The 16,974-nt window shown below is 61.4% G+C and carries 15 protein-coding genes; 10 read left to right on the top strand and 5 right to left on the bottom strand.

The features are described 5' to 3' along the window. Positions 1–520: 520 nt before the first annotated feature. Both CGA21_RS27250 and CGA21_RS27245 read right to left on the bottom strand, forming a co-directional pair. Positions 521–1,150: a PQQ-binding-like beta-propeller repeat protein gene (locus CGA21_RS27250; RefSeq protein ID WP_110750559.1), complete on the bottom strand. Its 630-nt coding sequence runs from the start codon at positions 1,148–1,150 to the stop codon at positions 521–523. A gap of 35 nt (positions 1,151–1,185) precedes the next feature. Further along, positions 1,186–2,406, bottom strand: coding sequence for a helix-turn-helix domain-containing protein (locus CGA21_RS27245; RefSeq protein ID WP_188265457.1), 1,221 nt, complete (start codon positions 2,404–2,406; stop codon positions 1,186–1,188). Positions 2,407–2,625: 219 nt separating this feature from the next. Here CGA21_RS27245 and CGA21_RS27240 point away from each other — a divergent pair, with 219 nt between their 5' ends. The 4 genes from CGA21_RS27240 (at position 2,626) to CGA21_RS27225 (ending at position 4,886) form a co-directional block, all read left to right on the top strand. Further along, positions 2,626–3,081 carry a glycine zipper 2TM domain-containing protein gene (locus CGA21_RS27240; protein WP_188265456.1) on the top strand — a complete coding sequence of 152 codons (456 nt, stop codon included), beginning with the start codon at positions 2,626–2,628 and terminating at the stop codon, positions 3,079–3,081. Between the two features lie 238 nt (positions 3,082–3,319). Beyond that, positions 3,320–3,772, top strand: coding sequence for an Ohr family peroxiredoxin (locus CGA21_RS27235; RefSeq protein ID WP_033044024.1), 453 nt, complete (start codon positions 3,320–3,322; stop codon positions 3,770–3,772). A gap of 65 nt (positions 3,773–3,837) precedes the next feature. Continuing rightward, on the top strand, positions 3,838–4,290 hold the full coding sequence (locus CGA21_RS27230; protein ID WP_110750565.1) for an Ohr family peroxiredoxin: 453 nt from the start codon (positions 3,838–3,840) through the stop codon (positions 4,288–4,290). 140 nt (positions 4,291–4,430) lie between these two features. Beyond that, positions 4,431–4,886, top strand: a complete 456-nt coding sequence (locus tag CGA21_RS27225) for a MarR family winged helix-turn-helix transcriptional regulator (RefSeq protein ID WP_110750567.1) — start codon at positions 4,431–4,433, stop codon at positions 4,884–4,886. A 111-nt stretch (positions 4,887–4,997) separates the two neighbouring features. Here the strand turns inward: CGA21_RS27225 and CGA21_RS27220 are convergent, their stop codons facing one another. Beyond that, positions 4,998–6,098 (bottom strand): polyamine ABC transporter substrate-binding protein, encoded by a 1,101-nt coding sequence (locus tag CGA21_RS27220; protein WP_188265455.1) that lies wholly within the window; start codon positions 6,096–6,098, stop codon positions 4,998–5,000. A 361-nt stretch (positions 6,099–6,459) separates the two neighbouring features. Between CGA21_RS27220 and CGA21_RS27215 the strand changes: the two genes are divergently transcribed. The 4 genes from CGA21_RS27215 to CGA21_RS27200 all read left to right on the top strand — a co-directional run bounded on the left by CGA21_RS27215 (position 6,460) and on the right by CGA21_RS27200 (position 10,653). Then, on the top strand, positions 6,460–7,122 hold the full coding sequence (locus CGA21_RS27215) for a glutathione S-transferase family protein (RefSeq protein WP_188265454.1): 663 nt from the start codon (positions 6,460–6,462) through the stop codon (positions 7,120–7,122). Positions 7,123–7,468: 346 nt separating this feature from the next. Next, the gene (locus tag CGA21_RS27210) at positions 7,469–8,845 is read left to right on the top strand and encodes a pyridoxal-phosphate dependent enzyme (RefSeq protein ID WP_110750575.1); all 1,377 of its coding nucleotides are present in this window, start codon (positions 7,469–7,471) and stop codon (positions 8,843–8,845) included. Continuing rightward, positions 8,842–10,020 carry a trans-sulfuration enzyme family protein gene (locus CGA21_RS27205; RefSeq protein WP_110750576.1) on the top strand — a complete coding sequence of 393 codons (1,179 nt, stop codon included), beginning with the start codon at positions 8,842–8,844 and terminating at the stop codon, positions 10,018–10,020. Before CGA21_RS27210 ends, CGA21_RS27205 begins: the two co-directional genes overlap by 4 nt. 138 nt (positions 10,021–10,158) lie before the next feature. Continuing rightward, positions 10,159–10,653, top strand: coding sequence for a PaaI family thioesterase (locus CGA21_RS27200; RefSeq protein WP_110750578.1), 495 nt, complete (start codon positions 10,159–10,161; stop codon positions 10,651–10,653). 16 nt (positions 10,654–10,669) lie between these two features. Here CGA21_RS27200 and CGA21_RS27195 read toward each other — a convergent pair whose 3' ends face one another. Further along, positions 10,670–11,842, bottom strand: coding sequence for a DUF2252 domain-containing protein (locus CGA21_RS27195; RefSeq protein WP_411157095.1), 1,173 nt, complete (start codon positions 11,840–11,842; stop codon positions 10,670–10,672). A gap of 406 nt (positions 11,843–12,248) precedes the next feature. On the opposite strand from CGA21_RS27195, the gene CGA21_RS27190 reads away from it, so the two are divergent. Further along, the gene (locus tag CGA21_RS27190; protein WP_188265453.1) at positions 12,249–12,701 is read left to right on the top strand and encodes a hypothetical protein; all 453 of its coding nucleotides are present in this window, start codon (positions 12,249–12,251) and stop codon (positions 12,699–12,701) included. Between the two features lie 443 nt (positions 12,702–13,144). Here CGA21_RS27190 and mqo read toward each other — a convergent pair whose 3' ends face one another. Next, positions 13,145–14,788 carry a malate dehydrogenase (quinone) gene (gene mqo / locus CGA21_RS27185; protein WP_188265452.1) on the bottom strand — a complete coding sequence of 548 codons (1,644 nt, stop codon included), beginning with the start codon at positions 14,786–14,788 and terminating at the stop codon, positions 13,145–13,147. A 376-nt stretch (positions 14,789–15,164) separates the two neighbouring features. Here mqo and ilvD point away from each other — a divergent pair, with 376 nt between their 5' ends. After that, positions 15,165–16,847: a dihydroxy-acid dehydratase gene (gene ilvD, locus CGA21_RS27180; RefSeq protein WP_188265451.1), complete on the top strand. Its 1,683-nt coding sequence runs from the start codon at positions 15,165–15,167 to the stop codon at positions 16,845–16,847. Positions 16,848–16,974 lie beyond the last annotated feature (127 nt).

Below are 16,974 nucleotides of genomic sequence, written 5' to 3'. Positions count from 1 at the left end.
GGCGCAAGCGCACCTGGGGGCTCGAAAGTGAGGGGGTAATCATCACGTGCTTGAGAGGCATATTCGTAGCCCACAGGTGCATGTTCCTTCCCTGATCAAAACTGACTTCCAGACACCGAAGTATGGAGGAGGAAAGGAACGGACAACCTATATCGAGAGGCCGAGTGGAGGTTCTGCGCAGTGGGTAAACCGGCATGGATGCCGGTTTAGCCGCGCTGGGCCAAGGATGGCCCATCGCGGCGGGCCCACGGAGCAGGACCGGAGCGAGGGTACCCCGAGCCCCAGCGAGGGGCCGAACGCCAGGGGCAAGAGCCCTTGGTTACTTGGGGCTCTTCCAAGTGACTCGCCGTAAGGGCGAAACCCTAAGTGGCCGTTACCGCAGCAATGGATATGCACACCTGAAAGACAATCATCGTCTGTCAGGACGCCTTCACCGGCAAGCCTGGCTCCTACAGTAAGTGCGAAACCCTAGGTAGCCGTTACCGCAGCAATGGATATACACCCAATCCAAATCAACCCATCAGGGCCGCTGCACCACCCTCACCCGCCCACTGCTACCGCCCCCGCAGAAGAACCGCTCGCCACCGTCTGACTCAAGCCCCGACACCCCAATGCCATCAGGGAGCCTGAGGCTCTCCAGGACTTCGCCGGTGTTCGGGTCGACGCGGCGCAATTCGCTCTCCTCGTCTTCCCAGGTGCCATGCCACAGCGCGCCCTCGACCCAGGTCACCCCCGTGACAAAACGGTTGGATTGCAGGGTACGCAGGACAGTCCCGGTCTCGGGGTCGATCTGGTGGATTTTCCGTTCGCGGTACTGACCGACCCACAATGAGCCTTCGGCCCATGTCAGCCCCGAATCGTTGCCACCGCCGGGTGCCGGGATCGTGGCCAGGATTTCTCCGCTGCGAGGATCGACTTTCTGGATGCGGTCCTCGGCAATCTGGAACAGATGCTTACCATCGAAGGCGGTCCCGGCATGCGCAGCAACATCGAGGGAGCGCACCGTACTTCCACTGTCGGGGTCCAGGGCGTAGAGCTTGTCGGTGGTCGCAAACCACACCTGCCGGCCGTCCCAGGTGACGCCGTGCACATCGGCGACGTCGGCAAAGGGGCCATATTCACGCACAATTTTGGCGGCTGACTGTTTCATCTCGGTGTTCCTCCAAAGGGGTTGACGGGATCATCCTAGCCACCGGGCAGCGGAACCGGGAGTAACAAGGTCGTCGCGAAACCGGGCACCGGCGGGGTCACCCAGCGCCGTGCCCGTCCCTGTCCGAACGACTGCACCTTGCCCTTGGCTGCCAGTGCTTCGAGCGCGCGTTGCACCGCGCGCTGGCTGCTACCCAACGCCAGGGCCAGGGCCGAACTCGACCAGGACTCGCCGTCGCCAAGCAAGGCGAATACTGCTGCATACTTTTCTTCGACCGGTGGCGTGAGCAGCACCACGTCCGGTGAAACCTGAGCAACCAATGTGAACCCGCGTCGGGTGGCGATCACCGTCGCCAAGGGTTTCAACGCCGCGCGCAAGCGTCCGATTTCAACCCGCAGCCGGGCTCGATGGGATTCATCACTGAGCTTCAACCGAAAGGCCTGGGCGATGAGGGTCTCCCTGGGCACATCGCCCGGCCAGGCCTCAGCGAGTGTTCGCACCAGGGAAAACAGGATCGGACGCCTGGACAGGGAAACCGACATGCCCGCGCCGCGTACGACATAGCGGCAAGCGTCCACCACCAGTGAAGTCGAGGCGAGCAGCGCTTCCACCTCGTCCAGCAACAGAGGCCGTTCTTCACCACGCACGAGCTGGTGCGCGGCGGGGCTGTCGAGAATGGAGGATGCACTTTCGACTTCTGCAGACAGCGCGGGAATGCCGGCGAGTTGCGCGGCGAGTTCGGCCCTGGCGAGCGCGGCCCGTGCGGCTTGGGAATGCAGATGGCGCATCGCGATCCCTGCCACGACCAGCTCATGGGTCGCCCGCAAGGGTGGCGGCAACGTCGCCGGGTCCAGGTCAACGAGTTGCCCATGGGCCTCATCGAGCCGGCCGATCAGCAACAAGCGACGGATGCCCAGATAACGCGCGTGGTCTGCATTGATAAGATCGCCGTGGGCTTGCAGCGTGACCCGCGCCGCTTCCAGCGCCTTCACCGGCCAACCAAGATCCCGCGACGCCAGTGCAATCTCGGCTTCGGCGACGGTGCAGCGTGCCCGCGCCACGACTTCTTTCGGCCCAAAGGCCCGCGAGGCCCTGCGTACCAGCGCTTTGGCCCGCACCAAATCCCCCAGTTGCGCCATGGCGATACCGCGCAGTGCCAGCGCGGGCGCATCCTCGCGCAGCGCGATCCGGTCCAGCGCACCCAGCGGATCGCCCGCCGCCAACGCCTGCGCTGCGGCGGTGATCAGCGAATCCATTGCAGTCCTGCCACGCGTGTCACTCCTGCCGTGATAAGCCCCGTATGAGTCTATCTCACCCCTCAGTGAGCGTATCCGGCAGATGCGCGCGTGCCCTCGGCAGTACAGCCAGGCCCGCCGCCACAGGCCAGCGCGTCGAGGGCCCTGTGCTAGTCTCCTTCGTCAAACGCGCACTGATGCGTTTGAACGAACCGCTTCCCCCGGATGATGGAGTTCAACATGAAAAACATCGCTTCCTGGTTAACGATCACGCTTGTAAGTCTAGTGCTTTGCGCCTGCACCGCCGTCGATGCTGGCAGCGGTGGCGCCGGCGAGATGGAAATCCGCTCAGGAAAAATCGAGCAGATCACCATGACGCAGATGCAGACCAACCACGACAGCGGCGTCGGCGCCATCCTTGGCGGACTCGCGGGCGTGGGCATCGGTAGCCTGATCGGGTCGGGCACCGGGCGAGATGTCGCCATGGTCGCGGGCGCCCTTGCAGGTGCGGCGGGTGGCAACTACGCCGAGAAGAAAAGATACGATCAACCGCAACAGGCCCAGCAGATTATCGTGCGTACCAAGAGCGGCGTCCTGGTCTCGGTGACCCAGCCGGTCAATGCCGCACTGAGCAAAGGCCAGAATGTTTATATCGAAGGCACCGGCAACGAAGCCCGGGTAGTGCCGCAAAGCTGATCACCTGTTGCACCCGAAATCGATGGTCACGCGTCAATGCTGATGCCCCGAGCCTGAACAGCTCGGGGCATTTTTCTTTCTGAATAGGCGGGCATCATTCGCTTCGACCGTCCGTCGTCCGGGCATGAAAATACCGCTTGACGTCGATTGAGATCTGGAGGACTATTATTTCCATCGGATGCGATCTAAGCGCGCACGACAATACATACAACCTGACCGCACCCTTGAGGATTGACCCATGAGCAAGATCGAAAAAGTCCTGGCCACCGGCACGACCCACACCACCCTGAGCAGCGCCGGCAATGCCTTGCGCGGCCACAACGGCAACCTCGACATCGAACTGTCGACCCCAGGCTCTGCCCAGCCAGCCCATGTGTTCGCCGCCACCCAGCCGCACCCGAAAGCCGAGCAATTGTTCGCCGGGGCCTGGTCGGCCTGCTACACCGCGGCCGTCGGCCTGGTGGCCGCAGAGCGCAACATCGCGCTGCCGGCGGATCTGGCGGTCGACATCGAAGTGGACCTTGGCCAGACGGGTCCAGCGTACTTCCTCCAGGCCCGACTGACCCTGCGCGTGCCGGGGCTGGCACAGGACGTTGCAACGGAACTGGCGCATATCGCCGACTCCATCTGCCCCTATTCCAAGGCCACGCGCGGCAATATCGACGTTGCCCTGAACGTCATTACCGCATAATTAATATCGCATGCGATTCTAGCGCATGCGAATACTATACCCACAGTAAACTTGAGGAACTCATCATGAGCAAGATCGAAAAAGTCCTGGCCACCGGCAAGACCCACACCACCCTGAGCAGCACCGGCACCACCTCGCGCGGCCATAACGGCAACCTCGACATCGAATTGTCGTCCCCTGGCAGCGTCACACCGGCACATGTGTTCACCGGCGTACAACCGCACCCCAAGGCCGAGCAACTCTTCGCCGGAGCATGGTCGGCCTGCTACATCGCTGCGGTGGGCCTGGCCGCCCAACAGGCGAAGGTGACATTGCCCGCCGACACGGCCGTGGACATCGAAGTCGACCTGGGCCAGACCGGTGCAGCCTACTTTCTCCAGGCCCGACTGACCCTGCGGGTGCCAGGCCTGTCACATGAAGTCGCGACCGAACTGGCGCACAACGCCGATGCGATCTGCCCGTACTCCAAGGCCACCCGCGGCAACATCGACGTGAGCATCAACGTCCAGACCGCGTGATGCACCGCACGGCCGGTTCGCCAGGGTTATCCCCGGTAACCGGCCGCTTGGGGGGCGGGACCCGGAGGTTTAGAGCACTTCCGACACCATCGCATACGATGTATAATTCCAGCGTCGCAGCCTGCCCAAAGAGAGCACCCATGAAAACCACCGACAAGACGTCCGCCCTGGACCTCAAGCTTTCCGATTTCCTGTGTTTTGCGGTCTATTCCACCAACCTCGCTTTCGGCAAGGCCTACAAGCCGATGCTGGAACGACTCGGCCTGACCTATACGCAATACATCACCCTCGTTGCGCTGTGGGAGCAGGACAACCAGACCGTCGGCAGCCTCGGGGAAAAACTGTTCCTGGAATCCAACACCCTCACCCCGATCCTGAAAAAGCTCGAAGCGATGGGTTACCTGCTGCGTCAGCGCGACCCGGAAGACGAACGCCAGGTACGAATCAGCCTGACCGACGCCGGTCGCCAGTTGCGCACAGAGCTGACGGAAGACGGCTTTCCGCAAACCGGCCTGGATCCCGACGATTTCGTGCAGATGCAGCAGGCGATCGTGAAATTGCGCAACAACCTTATCCGCACCACCAAAGCCGTGTAGGAGCGAGCATGCTCGCGATGGTGGTCAACGATGACGCGGGGCATCTGACACCACGGGGCACTCTCAGGTGCATCGTCGCCCGGCGCCTGCTCGCGCCTACAGGATTGAGGGTTATTTGTCCGACTTGATGGCCGTCCACACCCGCGTGCGCACCCGCTCCAGCTTCTGCGGCAACGGCTGCACGACGTACAGGGTTTTGAGGGCCTCGGGGGTCGGCGTCAGGTTCGGGTTGCCGGTGATCTCCTTGTTGATCAGCGCCAGCGAGTCCTTGTTGGCATTCGGGTAACCGAGGAAGTCGCTGATCGGTGCGATGACGGTCGGGTCGAGCAAGGTGTTGAGAAACGCGTGGGCTTCATCGACGTTCTTCGCGCTCTTGGGAATGGCAAAGGTGTCGAACCAGATCGGCGCGCCCTCCTTGGGCAAGCGCCAATCGACCACCACGCCATTGCCGGCCTCCTTGGCGCGGTTGCCGAACTGGTAGAAGCTGCCGGAGTAGCCGATGGCCACGCAAATGTCACCGTTGGCGATATCGGTCATGTACTTGGCCGAGTTGAAGTAGGTGACATAAGGGCGAATCTTCAGCATCAGCGCCTTGGCCTTTTCGTAGTCCTCGGGGTTCTGGCTGTTGGGGTCCAGCCCCAGGTAATGCAGGGCCAGCGGCAGAATCTCGGAGGGCGAGTCGAGCATGGCGACACCACAGGCCTTGAGTTTTTCCATATTCTCGGGCTTGAACACCAGGTCCCAACTGTCCACCGGTGCATTCTCGCCCAGGGCGGCCTTGACCTTCGCCGGGTTGAAGCCGATCAACACGGTGCCGTACATGTAAGGCACGCCGTACTGATTGCCAGGGTCGTTCTTGTCCAGCAACTTGAGCAGCGCCGGGTCCTGGTGTTTCCAGTTGGGCAGCTTGGTCTTGTCCAGTTTCTGGAACACACCGGCCTTGATCTGGGTTTCGATGAACTGATTCGACGGCACCACCAGGTCATAGCCGCTGTTGCCGGTCAGCAGCTTGGCCTCCAGGGATTCGTTGGTGTCGAAGGTGTCCCAGGTGACCTTGATCCCGGTTTTCTCGGCGAAGTCCTTGGGCACGGACGGCAGGATATAGTCCGCCCAGTTGTACACCCGCAATTCACGCTGCTCGGCATGTACGGCACTGGCCAGCAGCGTCAGGCCGCAAACGGTGGCACCCAATAGGCGTTTGATTGTGTCCATGGATCAATTCCCCAAGTCAGCTCGATGGTTTTTATGTGCTGTACACGGCAGCGCCCGGCAAAACAGCCAAGGCAAGGAAGATCGGGTTCATAGTTATCGATGGGAGGCTCTTGCGCATCAGCCACCGGTTTCGATTCTTGCCGACAGCCCGGCAGGTTCACAGCGCGGGGTTGGCCAAAAGGAGATCGTAATGGCCATTATCGGTGTCCGGGAGCATAGCCCACGGTCGCTATGCGCAACGTTTTCGACAGCCTGGAATACGGCGCAAACCCGCAGGGCTGGCGAACACCGTGCCTGCGACTTAATCTGCCTGTCACAGCAATCACCCCATGGGGCGCCTTCCCGCCCGAGGAGTTGACCGATGCCGCTGACCCTCTATTACCACCCGCTTTCGTCGTTCTGCCACAAAGTGCTGATCGCACTCTACGAGTACGACATCGATTTCCAACGGCGAGTCATCGATCTTTCCAGTGCAGCAGACCGCGCGGAGCTCGAGGCGTTATGGCCCCTGTGCAAGTTCCCGGTCATCCGCGATTACACGTACCCGCAGGGGCTGGCGGAATCGAGTGTCATCATCGAATACCTGGACCGCTTCCATGCAGGTGGGCGCTGCCTGCTGCCCGGTGATTGGGAAACTGCCTTGCAAGTACGCCTGTGGGATCGGTTTTTCGACCAGTACGTGCAGGGACCGTTGCAACAGATAGTCGCCGATCGCATTCGCGCGACGAACGGCGACCTGAGCCGGGAACGGGCCATGCTCACCACGGCCTACGGCATGCTCGAGCGCCAGCTGGCCTCGCGAACCTGGGTGGCCAGCCCGGACTTCAGCCTGGCCGATTGCGCGGCGGCCCCGGCCCTGTTCTATGCCAGTACCCTGGTGCCCTTCCCCGTCGATTGCCAGCACCTGAGCGGGTATTTCGACAGGCTGGTACAACGGCCCTCATTCCAACGCGTCATCGACGAAGCCAGGCCCTGGTTCGCCTTCTATCCGTTTGCCGAGGCCATTCCCCAACGCTTTCGCTAACAACCTCATGCGCACACCGCAGGGCTCGATTGGCCCGCTACGTGGGTGTATATCCATTCCTGCGGTAACGGCTTCGCACTGGTAGGAGCGAGCATGCTCGCGATGGAGGTCAACGATGACGCGGGGAGCCTGACACCCCGCAGTGCTCTCAGGTTTTTCGCGAGCGTGCTCGCTCCTACAGGGCTCTACCCAGTTCTTAAATACATCCCGAAGGGCACTTTCACCCGCACGGTTGCGAGTCTGGCGATCCCGGCCTATGGTCCAGACACAACAATTTCAAGACCGGTGCGATGATTCGCCGCCGTCTTCTTGTCCATCCATGGTGCTAGCGCAACGAGGTGACGACATGCCCCAAGACTCCCGCCCCGCCGTACTCGAACTGATCGGCAACACGCCCCTGGTGCGCGTCAGCCGTTTCGATACCGGCCCGTGCACGCTGTTTCTCAAGCTCGAATCCCAGAACCCCGGCGGTTCGATCAAGGACCGCATCGGCCTTGCCATGATCGATGCCGCCGAACGCGACGGCCGCCTGCGACCCGGTGGCACCATCGTCGAAGCCACGGCCGGCAACACCGGCCTGGGCCTGGCACTGGTCGGCCGCGCCAAGGGTTATCGGGTGGTGCTGGTGGTGCCGGACAAGATGTCCACCGAGAAGGTCCTGCACCTCAAGGCCATGGGCGCCGAGGTGCATATCACCCGTTCCGATGTCGGCAAAGGCCATCCGGAGTACTACCAGGACGTTGCCGGGCGCCTGGCCAGCGAAATCCCCGACGCCTTCTTCGCCGACCAGTTCAACAACCCGGCCAACCCACTGGCCCATGAGTGCAGCACCGCACCGGAGATCTGGGCACAAACCCAGCATGATGTCGATGCCATCGTGGTCGGCGTGGGTTCGGCCGGCACGCTGACCGGGCTGACCCGGTTCTTCAGCCGTGTGCAACCGGAACTGGAAATGGTCCTGGCCGACCCGGTCGGCTCAGTGATGGCCGAATACAGCCGCAGCGGCACCCTCGGCACACCTGGCTCCTGGGCCGTCGAAGGCATCGGCGAAGACTTCATTCCGTCGATTGCCGACCTGTCCAGCGTGCGCCACGCCTACTCGATCAGCGACGAGGAAAGCTTCGATCATGCCCGCCAGTTGCTGCGCGCCGAGGGCATTCTCGGCGGTTCGTCGACCGGCACCCTGTTAGCGGCCGCATTGCGCTACTGCCGCGAGCAAACCCAACCGAAACGGGTGGTCAGCTTCGTCTGCGACACCGGTACGCGTTACTTGTCGAAGGTCTATAACGACCAGTGGATGAACGATCAAGGGCTGCTGAAAAGCAAGCAGTACGGCGACCTGCGCGACCTGATCGCGCGGCGCTTCGAGGACGGCCGGGTGATCAGCGTCGGCCCCGACGACACCCTGCTCACCGCGTTCCAGCGCATGCGCCTGGCGGATGTGTCGCAACTGCCGGTGCTGGTGAGCGGCAAGCAACTGGTCGGTGTAATCGACGAGTCGGACATCCTGCTGGGCGTGCATGAAGACGCTACGCACTTTCGCAAGACCGTCTCCAGCGCCATGACCGACAAATTGCAAACCCTGGCCCCCGACGCCTCACTGGCGGATCTGGAGGCGGAACTGGGCCGAGGACTGGTGGCGATCATCCAGGATGCCTCAGGTTTCCACGGCCTGATCACCCGAACCGACATGCTCAATCACCTGCGGAGATCCCTGCCATGAGTCAGCACGATGAAAATGCCCCGCCACGGGGCTTCGCCACCCGCGTGATCCATGCAGGGCAAGCGCCGGACCCGTCGACCGGCGCGCTGATGCCGCCGATCTACGCCAACTCCACCTATCTGCAGCAGAGCCCTGGCGTGCACAAGGGGCTGGACTACGGACGTTCACACAATCCGACGCGCTGGGCGCTGGAACGCTGCGTCGCCGATCTCGAAGGCGGCACCCGGGGCTTTGCATTCGCCTCGGGCCTGGCGACCATTTCCACGGTGCTGGAACTGCTCGACGCCGGCTCGCACATCGTCTCCGGAAATGACCTGTACGGCGGCACCTTCCGCCTGTTCGACAAGGTGCGCCAGCGCAGTGCCGGACATCGCTTCAGCTTTGTCGACCTGACCGACCTCGCCGCCTTCGAGGCCGCCTTGCAGGACGACACACGCATGGTCATGGTCGAGACGCCGAGCAATCCACTGCTGCGCCTCACTGACCTTGCCGCCATCGCCCGCACCTGCCGCGACCGCGGCATCATCTGCGTGGCGGACAACACCTTTGCCAGCCCGTGGATACAACGCCCCCTGGAACTGGGCTTCGACATCGTGCTGCATTCGACCACCAAGTATCTCAATGGCCACTCCGACGTCATTGGCGGCATCGCCGTGGTCGGGCAAAACGCCGAACTGGCCGAGCGCCTGGGGTTCCTGCAGAACGCGGTGGGCGCCATCGCCGGACCGTTCGACGCCTTCCTCACCCTGCGCGGGGTCAAGACCCTGGCGTTGCGCATGGAGCGCCACTGCAGCAATGCGCTGGATCTGGCGCATTGGCTGGAACGTCAACCGCAAGTCGCCCGGGTCTATTACCCCGGCCTGCCCTCGCACCCGCAGCATGAGCTGGCGCGGCAGCAGATGCGCGGCTACGGCGGGATGATCTCTGTCGACTTGAACACTGACCTGGCCGGCTCCCGGCGTTTCCTGGAAAGCGTGCATATCTTCGCCCTGGCCGAAAGCCTGGGCGGCGTGGAAAGCCTGATCGAACACCCGGCGATCATGACCCACGCCACCATCCCGGTGGAAACCCGCGCGCAGTTGGGCATTGGCGATGCGCTGGTGCGGTTGTCCGTGGGGGTTGAGGATATCGAAGACTTGCGTGCAGACTTGGCGCAGGCGCTAGCCCGGATTTAGGGTTACACAACCCCCTGTAGGAGCCAGGCTTGCCGGCGAAGAACGATAACGCGGTGCGACAGATACACCGCGGCGTCCGGTTCGCCGGCAAGCCTGGCTCCTACAGACAATAATTTGAATATTTCGGAACATCGACACATGTCCAACCACGATACCTCCCTGCAAGACGCCGCCGCGCCCGATGGCGTTTGCTACGGCTGCGGCAGCAGCAACCCCCACGGGCTGCACATCAAGAGCTACTGGCATGAGGACGGCGTGCATGTCATGGCCGAGCACGTACCCGATGCCAAATACTGCGGCTGGCCGGACCTGGTCTACGGCGGACTGATCGCCATGTTGGTCGACTGCCACTCCAACTGGGCGGTCATGGCTTATCACTACCGAGCGGAAAACCGCGATGCCGCAAGCTTGCCGCGCATCAGTTGCGTCACCGGCAACCTCGGCATCAAGTTCATCAAGCCGACACCCATGGGTATCCCGCTGACCCTGCGGGCGCGAGTGGAAGGTGAAGTCGGACGCAAGACACGGGTCATCTGCGAAGTCTTCGCCGGCGATGTGTTGACGGCAGTGGGCGACTCCATTTTCGTACGGGTCGATACCGCGCAACTGGCAGACACCGCGCACGGGCGGTAGTTGCCCCAGTCGCCGGTCACTCTTCTTCCATGAGCGCGGTGATCCGCCCGGACTTGTACGCAGCCAGCAGCGCGGCATAGTCCTTGGCATTCTGATCGGCATAGGTCACGGCAAATTTGCCGATGGCCTGGTCGAAACTATCCGATTTGCCCAGATAGCCGCTGATGAGCGCTGCGTCCCCGGACTTGGCGTGGGCCCTGGCAAGCGTCTGGCCGCACCATTGGGCATACCGCTTCAAGCGCGCTGGCGTGATGCCTTCAATCGGGGCCGACATTTTCATGTCGCGCATCTGGCGTACAAAGAAATCACGACCTTTCTGGCCACGGGTCCAGCCCAGAAAAATATCGCTGGAGGACTGCATCAGTCGCTGCCCGGTGACGACGCGCTGCCCCTGGTTTTCGAACTCGCTCTTGCCGGCGTAAGGCGCCAGCACGGAAGGGCAGGCTTCCTTGAATTGCAGGAGCAACGGCTGGTTTTCTGCGCTGAAGAACAGGCCGACGAAACAGTAGGTACCCACGCTGCCGATCCCGACCGCCTTGACGGCAATGTCTTCGAGGCGATATCGATCGAACAACACACGCCGTTCATGGGGTAGCGACAATCGATAAGCCTGCAGCGCTGCACGGGCTCGCTGCATGAAGTCCGGTTCATCCACATGATAAAGGATCGGGGGCTGATCGATCAGCCGTCGGCGCCCTGCCACTTCGTTGCTGATTTTTGGATAAAGATACTCGCCGACCCGCACCCTGGCCCTGGCCATCACTTGTTCGCGAAACTTCCGGATCTCGGCCGTGGGCGCGGTGTCGATGATCGTCTGGGCATCCAGGCGCTCATACCAGACCTCCAGCGGGCTCAACTTCGACAGTTTACGCAAGCGCTCACGGTAAACACGTACGCACTCCATGGCGATGCCCCGTGCCACCTTATCGCTGATCCGGTTATCGCGGGCCGCCACTACAAAACTGATCGCCAGGCGTTTCACGTCCCATTCCCAAGGCGCGGGAAGCGTTTCGTCAAAATCATTGATGTCAAAAATAAGGTTGCGTTCGGGGGTGGCGAACAAGCCAAAGTTCAACAGGTGGCAATCGCCACAGGCTTGCACCTCGATCCCCGTGGTGGGGGTCTTGGCCAGGTCGTACGCCATCAAGCCCGCTGAGCCACGCAAAAAAGCAAACGGGCTGCGCAACATGCGCCCGTAGCGCACCGGTATCAGGTTGGCCAGCCGATAACGGTTGGACGCTTCCAGCAGCTCGATCGGATCGCGATGCTTGCGTGGCGGTTTCCACTCGGCGTGCAGCGCATGGGGCAGGTTCTGGCTTAATCGTTCACCCGCGTGCAGGCGTTCCTTGCGCGAGCGAAACACCGGTTCTTCAATGACCGCGGTATTTTTTTTGGCTTTGGCGGGCTTGTTTTTGCGGGGAGGCATGATCACTCCTTGGCCAACGATTCTCGACAGATGGCTGACGGTCAAAGTCTAGAACCGGTTTCACATCTGTGCGCATCGATTGCGGCAAAATCGACAGCCACTCAGCGCTCGAAAAATGAGCGATACCCGCTAATCTCCACTTGCCGTTTTTCAACACAGGAGTTTGGCCATGAAGCTCAGACATTCACTGGCGGCGCTGTTGATTTGCGCCAGCCTGTTCGGCTGCGCCACCTCATCCAGGCAGAGTGTGTCGGTTACCCTGGATCCCACCCGGCAGAACACCGGTCAGATCGGCAATGTCACGTTGTCCGAGTGGGACCAACAAACCGGGCTGAGTTTCTTCATCAGTGGTGTACCAAGCGGTGCCGCCCTGCCCCTGCGTCTCTACAGCTTCATCAACAAGGGCAGCTGCCAGCAACCCGGCCCCGTCGCGTACGCCATGAATGACAAGGTCAACACCGAACGCCAGCCGATTCGCGGCTGGTCGTTTTCCAGAAGCGTGCCTGTGGCCCTGCCTGTCTTGCTGTCCGGTGACTATCACATCGTCGTGCGAACCGCATCGACAGACGGCAACGTCGATATTTTCTGTGGGAACATCAAGCAACAAGGTCCGGCGACCTAGGCACGCGTAGCCTCTGGCCTCAGACCGGCGAAATCGTTGCTAGCACGCCAATCAGAATGGTCAACACCAGAAAACCACCGAGGAAAATCGCCATCTTGCCCATAGAGCCTCCAACATTTCGAAAGTGCGGTGCACCGCGGCTACCGCTGCGCAACTTGCCGTCATTGTGGGGCTCGAACTGATTGCATTACAGCGTCAGAAAGCGCTGAAAAATACGGATCAGATGAAACAGATGGAGCCAATGAACCTGTAGGAGCGAGCATGCTCCGGGCGGCGTTCCGACGATGGTCGTCAACGATTACGCGGGAAGCCTGGCACCCCGCGGTGCTCTCAGGTTCATCGCGAGCATGCTCGCTCCTAAAGGTACGGGGATTTGTTGCAGGGGTTACAAAAAAGCCCACTGGCCATCCCTGGCTCAGTGGGCTTTTTGATCAAGCGCTCAGTTAAAGCGCCATGTCCGCCGCAGCATTCTCTTTCGGTGCCTTGGCTTTTTCAGCCTCGACAGCCGGAGCCACAGCCTGGCCGATCGCAGGTGGTGGAGTCAGTTCCAGCACCTTGGCGGTGTAGGCCCATTCCTCGGCAACCTTTTGCGGATTGGCGTTGAGCTGGGTGCCGTAGCTCGGCACGATTTGATGCAGTTTTTCCTGCCAGGCCGGGGTCGCGACCTTGTCCTTGAACACTTTCTGCAGCACGGTCAGCATGATCGGTGCGGCAGTGGAAGCGCCCGGGGACGCGCCCAGCAGGCCGGCGATGGTGCCGTCTTGCGAGGCGACGATTTCGGTGCCCAGTTTCAGTACGCCACCGGCAGCTTCGTCACGCTTGATGATCTGCACGCGCTGGCCGGCTTGCCACAGGCGCCAGTCCTCGGCCTTGGCGTTCGGGAAGTATTCCTTCAGGGCGTTGAGGCGGTCTTCGTCCGACAGCATCAGTTGACCGGCAAGGTACTCGACCAGCGGGTATTCCTTGATGCCGACCTTGGTCATTGGCCACACGTTATGCGTGGTGGTGGTGGTCAGCAGGTCCAGGTACGAACCTTCCTTCAGGAACTTGGTGCTGAAGGTCGCGAATGGGCCAAACAGGATCACGCGCTTGCCATCCAGCACGCGGGTGTCCAGGTGCGGAACCGACATCGGCGGTGCGCCAACCGAAGCCTTGCCGTAGGCCTTGGCCAGGTGTTGTTCGGCAATGGTCGGGTTCTCGGTCACCAGGAACGAGCCGCCCACCGGGAAGCCTGCGTATTCCTTGGCTTCAGGAATGCCGGACTTCTGCAGCAGGTGCAGGGCACCGCCACCAGCGCCGATGAACACGAACTTGGCGTCGGTTTCGGATTTGCTGCCGTCTTTCAGGTTTTTGTAGCTGACGCGCCAGCTGCCGTCGGCGTTCTTGCTGATGTCCTGCACTTCGCTGGACAGTTTCAGGTCGAATTTCGGCGTGGTTTGCAGGTGTGCAACGAACTGGCGGGTGATTTCGCCAAAGTTCACGTCGGTACCGATCGGAGACCAGGTGGCCGCGATTTTCTGGTTCGGGTCACGCCCTTCCATCATCAGCGGGACCCACTTCTTGATCACGGCCGGGTCTTCGGAGTACTGCATGCCGGCGAACAGCGGGCTTGCCTGCAGGGCTTCGTAGCGCTTTTTCAGGAACTTGATGTTGTCATCGCCCCACACGAAGCTCATGTGCGGTGTGGAGTTGATGAACGAACGCGGGTTCTTCAGCACACCTTGCTGGACCTGCCAGGCCCAGAACTGACGGGAGATCTGGAACGCTTCGTTGATTTCAACGGCCTTGGGAATCGAGACGTTGCCTTTCTCGTCTTCCGGGGTGTAGTTCAACTCGGCCAGGGCAGAGTGACCGGTACCGGCGTTGTTCCAGCCGTTGGAGCTTTCCTGGGCGACGCCGTCGAGGCGCTCGATCATTTCCATCGAGGTGCCGGGTTCCAGCTCATTGAGCCACACACCGAGGGTTGCGCTCATGATGCCGCCGCCGATCAACAGCACGTCGACTTTCTTGGCATCTTCGGCCTGGGCTGTCGTCATCCCCAACGACAAGGCCAGCCCCAGCAGGGCCGTGTTCACTTTCTTAAACATCTGTAGCACCTATGATAAAACGCCATCCACCCTTCCAACCGCGATCGCAAGCCGCTTGTCTCACGGCATTCAGGCAAGTCTGTCGCGGGTTCTCGTACATAACGGCTGCACATGACGGCTGGAAGGTGGGCACACAAGGCCGATGGACCGCATCGACCCCAGTTATATGTCCCTACTGAACTGACTTTTTATCTTTTTTGGCTTCAGCTACTTGAGCGACAGTGATTCTGCTCGCCCGCCTCAAGGACAGGAAAACTGAATAGATCAAACCAAGTTGTTGCGAAGAATATCACGACAAGCCCAGCCCGCGCGTGATGGATGCCGTGGATGGGCGACTATACTCACTGGTCTTCAATCGAGCAGGTGGGCAAGAGCCATGAGCGATAAAGACGATCTGCGCAAACATTCCTCCCAGGTAATCGACGGCGTGGAGGCTGCCCCCGCCCGCGCCATGCTGCGTGCCGTGGGTTTTACCGACGAAGACTTCAAGAAACCACAGATCGGCATCGCCTCCACCTGGGCGATGGTCACGCCGTGCAACATGCACATCGACAAACTCGCGATCGAAGCGGAAAAAGGCGCGAATGCCGCGGGCGCCAAGGGCGTGATTTTCAACACCATCACCATTTCCGACGGCATCGCCAACGGCACCGAAGGCATGAAATATTCACTGGTGTCCCGCGAGGTGATCGCCGATTCCATCGAGGTGGTGGTCGGCTGCGAAGGCTTCGATGGGCTGGTGACCGTGGGGGGTTGCGACAAGAACATGCCAGGCTGCCTGATCGGCATGGCGCGGCTCAACCGACCTTCGATCTTCGTCTATGGCGGCACCATCCGCCCCGGCGCCGGCCACACCGACATCATCTCCGTGTTCGAAGCCGTGGGCCAGCACGCGCGCGGTGACATCAGCGAGATCCAGGTCAAGCAGATCGAGGAAGTGGCCATTCCCGGCCCCGGCTCCTGTGGTGGCATGTACACCGCCAACACCATGGCCTCGGCCATCGAGGCGCTGGGCATGAGCCTGCCCGGTTCGAGCTCCCAGGATGCCGTTGGCAGCGACAAGGCCTCGGACAGTTTCCGCGCCGGCCAGCAGGTGATGGAATTGCTCAAGCTGGACCTCAAGCCCCGGGACATCATGACCCGCAAGGCCTTTGAAAACGCCATCCGCGTGGTGATCGCCCTCGCCGGCTCGACCAATGCCGTGCTGCATCTGTTGGCCATGGCCAATGCAGTGGATGTCGAGCTGACCCTGGACGACTTCGTCGAGCTGGGCAAGATTTCACCGGTGGTGGCCGACCTGCGCCCCAGTGGCAAATACATGATGAGCGAGCTGGTGGCCATTGGGGGCATCCAGCCCTTGATGAAGCGCATGCTCGCCGCTGGCATGCTGCACGGCGATGTGATGACCGTGACCGGCAAGACCCTGGCGGAAAACCTCGAAAACGTGCCCGACTACCCCGCTGGCCAGGACGTGATCCTGCCCTTCGATCAGCCGATCAAGAAGGACTCGCACCTGGTGATCCTGCACGGCAACCTCGCGCCCACCGGGGCCGTAGCCAAGATCACCGGCAAGGAAGGCCTGCGCTTCGAAGGCACGGCCAGGGTCTACCACGGCGAGGAAGGCGCCCTGGCCGGCATCCTCAATGGCGAAGTGCAGGCGGGCGATGTGATCGTGATTCGCTACGAAGGGCCCAAGGGCGGACCGGGCATGCGCGAAATGCTCTCGCCGACATCGGCGGTGATGGGCAAGGGTTTGGGCAAGGATGTGGCGCTGATCACCGACGGGCGTTTTTCCGGTGGCTCCCATGGCTTCGTGGTGGGGCATATCACACCGGAGGCGTTTGAAGGCGGGCCGATAGCGCTGGTCGAAGATGGCGACCGGATCACCATCGATGCACAAAGCCGGCAGATCACCGTTGATGTGTCCGATGCTCAACTGGCCGAGCGCAAGAGCCGTTGGATACGGCCGGAATCGAAGTACAAGCGCGGGGTGTTGGCCAAGTATGCGAAGACGGTGTCCAGTGCTTCGGAGGGGGCGGTGACGGATAAGTATCTTTAAAAATTCGGTTTTGTGTTGTCTGATCGACTGCTTTCGCGAGCAAGCCCGCTCCCACATTTGGAATGCATTTCAAATGTGGGAGCGGGCTTGCTCGCGAAGGGGCCCTTGAAGGCAGTACAAAATGAAA

It is taken from the genome of Pseudomonas sp. PSB11 (assembly GCF_014596605.1).
Taxonomy (GTDB): Bacteria; Pseudomonadota; Gammaproteobacteria; order Pseudomonadales; family Pseudomonadaceae; genus Aquipseudomonas; species Aquipseudomonas umsongensis.
Note: the sequence above shows the minus strand (reverse complement) of the source record. Positions and strands in the feature narration are given on the sequence as shown.